Source organism: Streptomyces sp. NPDC058239, from assembly GCF_042882185.1.
Taxonomy (GTDB): Bacteria; Actinomycetota; Actinomycetes; order Streptomycetales; family Streptomycetaceae; genus Streptomyces.
On sequence record NZ_JBHVWS010000052.1, the window covers coordinates 19,921 to 30,187 of the forward strand.

Below are 10,267 nucleotides of genomic sequence, written 5' to 3' on the forward strand. Positions count from 1 at the left end.
GCGCCCGGTGAGGCCTGTCTTCGAGGATCAGGGCTGGAAGGACCACATGTCCTGGCTCGACAACGACCGCAAGATGCTCGCTCGGGTCAACGGGCTCATCGAGGACGCCAGGCGTGACCCGTTCTCGGGAATCGGCAGGCCTGAGCCGCTGAAGTACCACTTGCCGGGAGCTCGGTCGCGACGGATCGACGATGAGCACCGCCTCGTCCATCCGGTCACGGACAAGGAGATCGTCGTCCTCGCCGCCCGCCGTCGCTACTGACCGCGGAGCGGTTCCGGGCGGGAGGGCGGCGTCCGACGGGTCAGGAAGGCGCGCCGGCCAGGACTTCCACCTTGCCGGTGTCGAGCGAGTAGTAGGCGCCGACGACGGCAAGGGCGCCCTGCCCCACGAGTGGGGCCAGGTCCTGGTTGGAGCGCAGGTCGGCTGCGGTCAGCTTGACCTGGGCGCGGGCCATGGTCTCGACCGGGTCGGCACCGCCTTCCCGGACTGCCTGCTCGTACGCCGGCCGCAGAGCCTTGGCGATCGCCTCCAGGTTTCCCGGCAGCGGTTTGCCGTCACGGATGGACTTGTATGCCGCCTCGATGGCACCGCAACGCTGATGTCCGAGGACGACGACGAGCGGAGTGCCACTCGTCATGGGTCCGTACTCCACGGAACCGGTAACCACCGGGCCGACCGCCTCCCCGCCCGTGCGCATCACGTAGAGGTCACCCAGCCCGGTATCGAAGAGGAGTTCAGGCGGCACCCGGGAGTCGATGCACGAAAGGATCGCCCCGAAAGGCTCCTGCTTCTGGGCTACGAACTCGCGCCGGTCCGGATCACGGTCGGGGTGTCGGAGGTCGCCGCTCACCCAGCGCTTGTTGCCGTCCATCAGTCTCGTGAATGCCGCGGCGGGCGTGGTCGGCCGCGCTTCCGGCGAAGTGCTGGTCGCCAATGGGGTGGCGCTCGTCGATGAGCACCCCGCAAGGGCGACCGAGGCGACCACGAGTCCGCCGGCGAGCAGAGTTCTGCGATCCGGATGTCCCGCTCTGTCCATCGGTCGTTCCCCTCAGTCCGTTGAGACGCGTCCGTACGTTCTGACCCGGGTGATTGTTCAGCGCGGTGTGGGAGCCCGACGGCAGGCGCAAGCGGGCGCGGGCTGCTTTGCCACCGACGGCCCACAGAACCGGCTCGGGCGGCGGCACACTCGGCTGCGTCGCCGGCTGGAAACACCACGACCTCGGTACGAATCTCCGCCAGGAGACGGCCCCTTCCCTGCTGACGCGCCGGGTGCGTCCGTTGCCGGGAACCGGTCAGGTGCGTGATGTTCCTGGGGGGCGCATGGTGCGATGGGCGGCGGATTCGACTCCCCCCGGCGTGCCGATCGGTTCACCCCTGTGCGCTCGTCCGTCCAGGTGACTAACGGTCAAGATGCTTGTGTCGTATTTCATTCGTATGGGTCACTTGGGTATCCGAACCGGTGGGCCGCCCATCCCTCTCCGGGGGAGCGCGGAACCGTTCTGTTCGCCGACCGTCCATGCGTGACGGACCTCGGCATCATTTGCTCCGGACGACCGCGATGGGCGCCCCTGTAGAGGACTTGGATCCGACCAGTCGCCCCTGCCAGGTAGTGGCAGGAGCTGGTGCGACAGCCCCCGGCCTCTGCAAGGGAGCGGTGCGCGAGCCATCCGCGCACACCAAGTACCTCGTCATCGAGGCCACAAGCGTGGCCGTGGACTCTGCGACCCGCGTGCGGTTTGCCGCCGTGAGCGAGTCGACATCAGTCGCGTGAACGCCTCGGCCTCATGTCGGGCAGTGCGATGGCTGTCGGTTCATCACCGCGAGGGCGGCCCCGGCTCGTACGGAGCGGCGCTCGCGGCGGGACGGCCGCGGCGTCCGAAGCCGGCGGTCGGCGACACGGCTCATCACGGCTCCTGGCGCCCTGTGCGAGGACGGCCGGGTCCGACAGCGGCCCGGTGGTCCAAGCCATGGCCGCGGGTCTTGAGCCGGACCCGGCTTGAGTCAACTCCCGCACTCGGTAGTCCAGTTCAAACACACGGAGGACGATCATGCCAATCAGTCCGAACCAGGGCTCCACCGGCGGCGGTACCACCGTCACGGTCACGGGCACCAACCTCACGGGCACCACCGCTGTGCTCTTCGGCACCAAGCCGGCGACCGGCGTCACCAACGTCTCGCCCACCCAGGTCACCGCTGTCTCGCCGTCCGGCTCCGGCTCGGTCGGCGTGACGGTGACCACCCCGGGCGGAACCAGCAACCCGATCCCGTTCTTCTATGTCGGCGCCCCGTTCAAGTCCGGTCTGAGCGTGAGCTCGGGCGACACCGCGGGCGGCAACACCATCACCATCAACGGCACCGGCCTGTCCACCGCCACGGGGGTGACATTCGGCGCCAACACCGTGACGCCGACGGTGCTGTCGGACAGCCAGATCAGTGTCGTCGTGCCCGCGGGTGCGGCAGCCGGGCCGGTGGGTGTCAGTGTGACGACCGCCGGAGGCACCAACAACGGTCTGTCGTACACGTACATCGACGACCCGACCATCACCGGGATCACTCCGGCTTCCGGGCCGGCGTCCGGCGGAACCGCGGTGACCATCACGGGGACCAACCTGACCTCGACGACCCAGGTCACGTTCGACTCGGTGGCGGCACCGTTCTCGGTCATCAACGCGACGACGGTGTCCGCCGTCACCCCGCCCGGCGCCGTCGGTGCGGTCGACGTCACTCTCTCCAACCCTGCGGGCACGGCCACGGGCGTCGGTGCCTTCACGTATGTGACAGGCCCCGGCATCTGATCCGTCACGGCTGCGGCACCGACTGCCGACGCGGAACAGCGCCCGGGCCGGTACCGCCTCCGGATGCATGACGTCCGCCCCGGTCCGGGACCTTGCGCCCGGCCGGGCGGGCAACCCACCCGGCACCACTCGCTCATCGCCGCCCGGCCAGGGGGTCCGGGCGGCGCCCCGATCACCACATTCCTGTCTCCGCATCCCGTCCACAACGCCCCGATCACATCCCGCAGATCACATCACTCGACAGGAGAACGGCTTTGGAGAGCTCCGACAGCGCAATGCCCCGCGCTACGCAACCGTCGACGGCCGCGGCGGCCCCCGTAATCACCGTGAGCAGCCCTCTCTCGGGGCTCGCCGGAACGGTCGTCACACTGACCGGCACCGGATTCACCGGCGCGACCGCGGTCACCTTCGGCGGTACTCCCGCCGCTTCGTTCACCGTGGTGTCCGCGACCGAGATCACCACGGTCGCGCCGGCCGGTGCGGGCGCCGTACAGATCACGGTGACCACGCCCGATGGAACCAGCAACGGCGTCGGCTTCACTTACACGATCGCGACGCCCGCGATCAGTTCCGTCGTCCTCAACCAGGGGTCGGTCGAGGGCGGGAACACGGTCACACTGACCGGAACCGGCTTCACCGGCGCCACCTCGGTCCGTTTCGGCACCGTGGCCGCCGCGTTCATTGGCGTCTCGGCGACGCAGGCCACCGCGGTCGCCCCCGCCGCGTCCCCCGGCACCGTCAACGTCACGATCACCACTCCGGGCGGCACCAGCGCCGGGATCCCCTATACGTATGTCGCCGCTCCGGTTCTGGGCAGTGTGACTCCGGCCCAGGGGCCACTCGTGGGTGGGAACAGCATCACCTTGACCGGGACCGGCTTCACCGGAACGACCTCCGTGCGCTTCGGGGCGAACGCGGCGAGTTCGTTCACTGTCGTCTCGGCGACCCAACTGACTGCCGTTGTCCCCATCGGCGTCCCGGGCCCGGTTGCCGTCACGGTCACCACGCCCGCTGGTACCAGCACCCAGGCCGTCTCCTACTACTACCTCGCCGCACCGGTAATCAGTGGCGTCACCGCCGGGTCCGGGCCGGTGAGCGGCGGCATGCCCGTGACGCTGACCGGTGCGAATTTCCTCCAGACCACGGCGGTTCGCTTCGGTGCGACGGCGGCGACCCCTTACACCATTTTCTCGGCCACGGAGATCAGAACGGTATCGCCGCCCGGTGTCGCCGGCACCGTCCCGGTCACCGTCACCACGCCCGGTGGCACGAGCAACGGTGCGGCCTACCTGTATCTGGGTGCCCCGGTTCTCACTGGTCTGGTCCCCAACCAGGGGCCGTTGGCAGGCGGAACCACGCTGACTCTCACCGGCGTCGGACTGACGTATGCCACCGCAGTACTGTTCGGCGCCGTGCCCGTCGGCTTCACCGTGGTCTCCGACACCCAGCTGACAACCACGGCACCGCCCGGCGCGGCGGGCGCGATCACCATCAGGGTCGTCACCCCCGGTGGCACCAGTGTCGGCGTTTCTTACACCCGACTTGGCCCACCCGGCATCTGAGCCGTCCGGGTGCCGTACGACCGGGCCGAGGCGCGGATAGCCGCGGCGCTCGCTGCCGGCGGCCGCCTGGTGAATGATGCCGACGCGCCGTCGAACCGGGTGCCGGCCGACCCCGGGGGGAACGAGGCGTGTGTCGGCGTGGCCGGCTGGACCGGGCCGGACGCCGGTCGCCCGTGAGGATCCCGACTCAGGGGACTAGGGCTGCACGACACTCAACTCCCGTACGCCCACCGGCTTCTCCGCGTCCTCCGAAGTGACCGTCAGCCGCACCCGACGGGCCGTCGCTCCGGGGCGGTACGGCTGCCAGTCCGTGCCGTTCACCGATGTCTCCAGGCGGTAGGAGGAGAAGCGTGCGTCCGTCCACTCCGGCTCGATCGAGGTCACCGGGGCCGCGCGCCCCAAGTCCACCGTCAGCGAGCCCGTCGCGCCGTCCGGGGACCAGGACGTGGCCGGGCTGCCGTCCACCGCGGCGGCCGCGTACAGGCCGGGGGTCTCGGAGGTCGCCGTCGCAGGGCGGCAGCGGGCCGCGTCCGTCGTCCGGGCGAGGTCGGGGCGTCGGGTGGCGAGGGCGAGCGTGCCGGTGAGGAGGCGGGGGCCGGTGGGCGTGTGGACGGTGAAGGGGGCGCCGGAGATCAACCGGACCGTCGTCGTCAGGGGACCGATCGCGATGTCGTACGTACGGCCCCGGTAGCGCAGCCCCGTCAGAGTGACGCCCTTTCCCAGCTGCGGCGGCAGCAACGGATCGAGGCGCACCCCGTCCTCCCGCAGCCGAAGACCCGTCAGGCCGTGTGTGAAGACCTGGAGGAATCCACCCTTTCCGGTGAGGAAGTCCTGGGCGGGGGAGCCCGACAGCGGGTCCTGTGCGCCCGTTTTCGCGCCCCGGGCCTCGCTGAACAGGGCATACGGGCCGCGCATGAACGGGCGCACGGCGCGCTGGAGATAGGTGTACGTTGCGCAGCCGGCCTCCCCGATCGTGGCGGCGTCGATCGCATGGACCGAGTCCGTCATCGCCGGGCCGTCCGGATCGGTGCGCGCTGCGTAGTAGTCGAGCGTGGACGCCCGGGCGCCCGGCTCCATCGGCCATTCGAGCGGGTAGATCAGCAGCACCGCGTCGGCCTGTTTGATCGTCGAGCCGTGGTAGCCCGCGTACTGGAGGAAGAGTTTCCGCTTCGGGTCGTACGGGATGCGCAGACCGTCCGCGACCCGCGTCCACTCGGCCGGTGCCGGGTGCCCGAGCAGTTGCGCCGCGCGGGTGGCGTTGCGCAGGGCCGTGGCCGCGACCGCGTTGGTGAAGACCCCGTCGGTGACGCCGTTGCTGTACTCGTCGGGGCCCGCGACGTCCTTCACCGAGTAGCTGCCGTCGCCGTTCGCGGTGGCCCGCGAGGCCCAGAAGTCGGCGATCCCCCGAAGCAGCGGCCAGCCGTGCCCGGCCAGCCAGTCGCGGTCCCCGGTCGCCAGGTAGTACTGCCAGACGGCGAGCGAGACATCGCCCTGGAGGTGGTTCTGGGTGAGGCAGTGCGGGGGATCCCAGCTCTGGCACTCGGTCCAGAGGTTGCCCTTGCTCGCACTCGTCCACGGGTAGAACAGCCCCCGGAATCCCAGCTTCTGGGCGTTGGCACGGGCAGCCCGGCGCGTGCGGTAGCGGTACTCGACGACGGAGCGGGCCAGTTCGGGGCGGGTGGCGAGCAGTGCCGGGAACATCCAGGTCTCGGCGTCCCAGAACACCATGCCCGCGTAGTCGTCGCTGGTCAGACCGGCCGGTGCGATGCTGTCGCGGGACCCGGTCCGGGTGGAGGCGAGCAGTCCGTACTGCGCCGACCGCAGCCACCGCTGCAGCTCGGGACTGTCCGGTACGGAGATGTCGGCCGCCCAGGCCTGTTGCCAGGCGGCGGCGTTCTCGGCGAGGACACCGGACCAGCCGCGCCGGGCCGCGCGCCGGGACGCCTCGCCGGCGGTTGTGCGCGGGGCGGACGAGGTGAGCGCGGTGTCCACTCCGACGTACTTCTCGAAGGTGTACGTGCGCCCGTTGCGTACCCGGACCGTGCTGCGTACCCGGTCGGTGCCGGGTACCTGCGCCGGCTTCGATCTGCCGGTGCGCATCGTCTGGACGATCGCGCCCGCTGTCCCGGTGCCCTGCGTGCGGAACGTTCCGTCGTCGTTGAGCGTGATCCGGCGTGCGCCCCGAGGGTCGAGGCGTCCGGTGACGGTCGCCGTACCGCTCCAGTGCGGTGTCATACGCAGCTGCACGGCGCCGGTGTGCACATCGGACCGGTCGGCGAGCACCTCGTACGTCAGGTCCGTCGTGTGCCCGTCGGCCGTGGTCCAGCGCAGCGATGTACGCACCAGGCCGCAGCGCAGGAACACCGTCTGGCGGTAGTGCGAGATCCGGCCCGGAGGCGTGGCGGAATCGTAGGTCTCGTTGCCGACGCGTACGTCGAGGGTCGTCCAGCTCGGCAGTGCGGCGATCACCTCGCGGCCGGCCGCGAGGTTCTTGTCGCGCCCGAACAGGCCGGAGACGAAGGCGCCGTCGTAGCGCGGAGTGAACAGCGGCCAGCCGGTCTTCTCGCCCGAGGCGGCATAGCCGGCGCCCGTGGCGGGCACTCGATGGGCCAGATATCCGTTGCCGGCATAGGGGTCGTAACCGGCGGCCGCGCCGAACCGGGTGGAGGTCGGCGCCCAGGCGGGGTCGGTGTCCCGGCCGCAGGCCGTGGGCGAGGGCGGGAGGGGAGCGGCGGCGTACGAGAGGGGCGGCAGCGGTGCGATCAGGGCGCCCGCGACCAGAGACGTCAGGGACGTGAGGAGACAGAGGCGCGAGAGGCTCACCGTATGAAGGTATGGACGCGCGCGCCGAGCGGCGGTGCACGGCGCGCGGCGCGTGGGTGAACGGCCGCCGGGCCCCGTCAGCGGGCGAGGCCCGTTTTGAGGCCTGCTCCGCACAGGGGTACGACGACGCTCCGGTCCGTCCAGCCGCCGACCGCAGCCCAGCAGGCGACGCCCGTCGTCTCCACGTAGAACCCGCGGGCGGCGAGATCCAGCTGTGCAGCACGGATCTGATCCTCGGTCACCGTGAGGAAGGTGCCGCCCGATTCCCGTACCGCGGCCAGGATGGCCCGGGCGCGCGGCGGGCGGGGGATGGCGATGCCCTCGGCGAGGGTGGGGGCGGCCGCGCCGGCCGGGGCGTCGAGCAGCCCGTCCGCTTCCGCGCGGAATGCGGCGGCCAGCGGTGACACGGCCTCGGCCTGTACGGCGATCAGCGCCGGGCGTTCGTCGATCAGCCCCTGGGCGTGGAGTTCGGCAGTGGCCAGGGCCGCGCCGAGGAGGAGCGTGCCGTTGCCGACCGGTACGGCGATGGCGTCCGGGAGGCGGCCGCCGAGGTCCTCCCACATCTCGTACACGTAGGTCTTCGTGCCGTGCAGGAAGTACGGGTTGAAGACATGCGAGGCGTAGAAGGTGCCCGGGGTGTCGGCGGCGGTACGGGCGGCCAGCGCGGTTGCCTCACGGTCGCCGGGGACGATCTCCAGGCGGGCGCCATGGGCCTGGATCTGCTCGGTCTTCTTCGGGGACGTGCCCTCGGGGACGAACACCGTGCAGGGGAGCGAGGCGCGGGCGCAGTACGCGGCGACGGCCGTGCCCGCGTTGCCGCTGCTGTCCGCGATGACGCGCTCGGGCGAGAGACGGCGGGCCAGTTCGGCGAGCATCACGGCGCCGCGGTCCTTGAAGGAGAGCGTCGGCATCAGGAAGTCGAGCTTGGCCGTGACCGTGCCGGTGAGCGGGACGAGCGGGGTGCGGCCCTCGCCGAGGGTGGTCGTGGGAGCGGCGAGGGGCAGCGCCTCTTCGTAACGCCACAGTGAATTGACGCGTCCGGTCAGGGAGTTGAGCGAGAGCGGCCCCGCGACCTCGAAGTCGAGGTCCCAGGGGCCGCGGCAGACCGGGCAGCACCAGGTGAGAGTGGTGGTTTCGGCGCGGGTGCCGTCCTGCGGACAGAGATACATGGCCATGCCCGTCAGCATGTCAGGCGTGTGGCGGCCGCGTGGCGAAGGTATGGCACACGTCAACGCACCCTTGTGTGATTCCCAAGGATCGGTCAATCTTTCGCTGTCGGCCGGGCCATGGGCAGCGCGGAATCCGAAGCGATTGATTGTCATGCCCATGCTCTTCAGTCGCTCGGTTCGGCCCGGCCCCACCTCCATTTCCCATGGAACCCCCCACCAGTGCACCGCAATCGAGGAGGACCCCTCACATGTCAGTGATGCGTCACACCCCCCACGCGCGTCGAAGACTCGCCGCGGCGAGCGTCATAGCCGGTGCCGCCCTCGCGCTCTCCACCGCGGCGGCGTTCCCCGCCGCCGCGGCCGGGACGGCGGCGGAAGGCCGGATCGAGAACGCGGGTGCGCCGGGCACCATCAGCGGAAGCTACATCGTCACGCTCGACGAAGCGGCGGCCGACGCCGGCTCCGCGCAGGGCAAGGCGCTCGCCAAGGAGTACGGCGCCAAGATCAAGAAGACCTACCGCGCCGCCCTCAACGGCTACGCGGTCGAACTCTCCGCCGCACAGGCGAAGAAGTTCGCCGCGGACCCGGCCGTCGAGTCCGTCGTACAGAACCGGACCTTCACGGTCTCCGGCACCCAGCCCTCACCGCCCTCCTGGGGACTGGACCGGATCGACCAGAAGACCCTGCCGCTGAACCAGAGTTACACCTACCCCGACAAGGCGGGCGAGGGGGTCACCGCGTACATCATCGACACCGGTGTCCGGATCACCCACAGCGACTTCGGCGGCCGGGCCTCGTACGGCTACGACGCCATCGACAACGACAACACCGCACAGGACGGCTACGGCCACGGCACCCATGTGGCGGGCACCGTCGCCGGTTCGGCGTACGGCGTCGCCAAGAAGGCGAAGATCGTCGCCGTCCGGGTCCTCGACAACAGCGGCTCCGGCACGACCGCGCAGGTCGTCGCGGGCATCGACTGGGTGACGGCGAACGCCGTCAAGCCGGCCGTCGCCAACATGAGCCTGGGCGGCGGGGCGGACTCCGTGCTCGACGCCGCCGTACGGAAGTCCATCGCGTCCGGCATCACCTACGCGGTCGCCGCGGGCAACGAGTCCACCGACGCCTCCACGAAGTCCCCGGCACGGGTCACCGAGGCCATCACGGTCGGCTCCACGACCAGCACGGACGCCCGCTCCAGCTTCTCCAACTACGGCACCGTGCTCGACATCTTCGCCCCGGGCTCGTCGATCACCTCGGCCTGGAACACCGGCGACAGCGCCACCAACACGATCTCCGGTACGTCGATGGCGACCCCGCACGTCGCCGGCGCCGCGGCCCTCTACCTGGCCGACCACCCGAGCGACAGCCCGGCACAGGTCTCCGCCGGACTGGTCGCCGCAGCCGGCACCGGAGTGGTGACGAACCCGGGTACGGGCTCCCCGAACCGGCTGCTGAATGTCGGCAGCGGCACCACCACGCCGCCGGGCAAGAAGTTCGAGAACACGACGAGCTACGCCATCGGCGACAACTCCACCGTCGAGTCGCCGATCACCGTCACCGGTGTCACCGGCAACGCGCCGGCCACGCTCAGCGTGCCCGTCGACATCACGCACACCTACATCGGCGACCTGAAGATCGACCTGGTCGCGCCCGACGGTTCGGTCTACAACCTGAAGGCGTACGGAACGGGTGGCAGCAGCGACAACGTGGTCACCACCTACTCGGTGAACGCCTCGTCGGAGGTGGCCAACGGCACCTGGAAGCTGCGGGTCGGCGACAATGCGGCAGCCGACACCGGCCGGATCAACTCCTGGGCCCTGCAGTTCTGATGACGGCTCCGTAGACAGTTGAGCCTGTGTGGGGGGGGGGGGGGGGGGGGGCGCCCCCCCCCCCCCCCCCCCCGGGGGGGGGGGG

The 10,267-nt window shown here is 70.6% G+C and carries 8 protein-coding genes; 5 read left to right on the forward strand and 3 right to left on the reverse strand.

The annotated features are described in order from the left end of the window. Positions 1-7: 7 nt before the first annotated feature. Positions 8-262, forward strand: a complete 255-nt coding sequence (locus ACFVYE_RS37295; RefSeq protein ID WP_383976141.1) for a Txe/YoeB family addiction module toxin — start codon at positions 8-10, stop codon at positions 260-262. Positions 263-302: 40 nt separating this feature from the next. Here ACFVYE_RS37295 and ACFVYE_RS37300 read toward each other — a convergent pair whose 3' ends face one another. Continuing rightward, a complete protein-coding gene (locus tag ACFVYE_RS37300; protein ID WP_383976143.1) occupies positions 303-1,037 on the reverse strand; it encodes a carbonic anhydrase in 735 nt (244 codons plus the stop codon). Positions 1,038-2,049: 1,012 nt separating this feature from the next. On the opposite strand from ACFVYE_RS37300, the gene ACFVYE_RS37305 reads away from it, so the two are divergent. The 3 genes from ACFVYE_RS37305 (at position 2,050) to ACFVYE_RS37315 (ending at position 4,535) form a co-directional block, all read left to right on the forward strand. Beyond that, a complete protein-coding gene (locus ACFVYE_RS37305) occupies positions 2,050-2,796 on the forward strand; it encodes an IPT/TIG domain-containing protein (RefSeq protein ID WP_383976145.1) in 747 nt (248 codons plus the stop codon). 326 nt (positions 2,797-3,122) lie between these two features. Then, positions 3,123-4,358: an IPT/TIG domain-containing protein gene (locus tag ACFVYE_RS37310; protein WP_389608420.1), complete on the forward strand. Its 1,236-nt coding sequence runs from the start codon at positions 3,123-3,125 to the stop codon at positions 4,356-4,358. 9 nt (positions 4,359-4,367) lie between these two features. Next, complete coding sequence (locus ACFVYE_RS37315) at positions 4,368-4,535, forward strand: VOC family protein (RefSeq protein ID WP_389608421.1); 168 nt, start codon at positions 4,368-4,370, stop codon at positions 4,533-4,535. Positions 4,536-4,553: 18 nt separating this feature from the next. Here the strand turns inward: ACFVYE_RS37315 and ACFVYE_RS37320 are convergent, their stop codons facing one another. Together ACFVYE_RS37320 and ACFVYE_RS37325 are read right to left on the reverse strand one after the other, a co-directional pair. Continuing rightward, entirely contained in the window at positions 4,554-7,181 is a 2,628-nt protein-coding gene (locus ACFVYE_RS37320) for a discoidin domain-containing protein (RefSeq protein WP_389608422.1), read from the reverse strand. A gap of 77 nt (positions 7,182-7,258) precedes the next feature. Further along, positions 7,259-8,356, reverse strand: a complete 1,098-nt coding sequence (locus tag ACFVYE_RS37325; RefSeq protein ID WP_383976153.1) for a threonine synthase — start codon at positions 8,354-8,356, stop codon at positions 7,259-7,261. Positions 8,357-8,598: 242 nt separating this feature from the next. Between ACFVYE_RS37325 and ACFVYE_RS37330 the strand changes: the two genes are divergently transcribed. Next, positions 8,599-10,182: a S8 family serine peptidase gene (locus ACFVYE_RS37330; protein WP_383976154.1), complete on the forward strand. Its 1,584-nt coding sequence runs from the start codon at positions 8,599-8,601 to the stop codon at positions 10,180-10,182. Positions 10,183-10,267 lie beyond the last annotated feature (85 nt).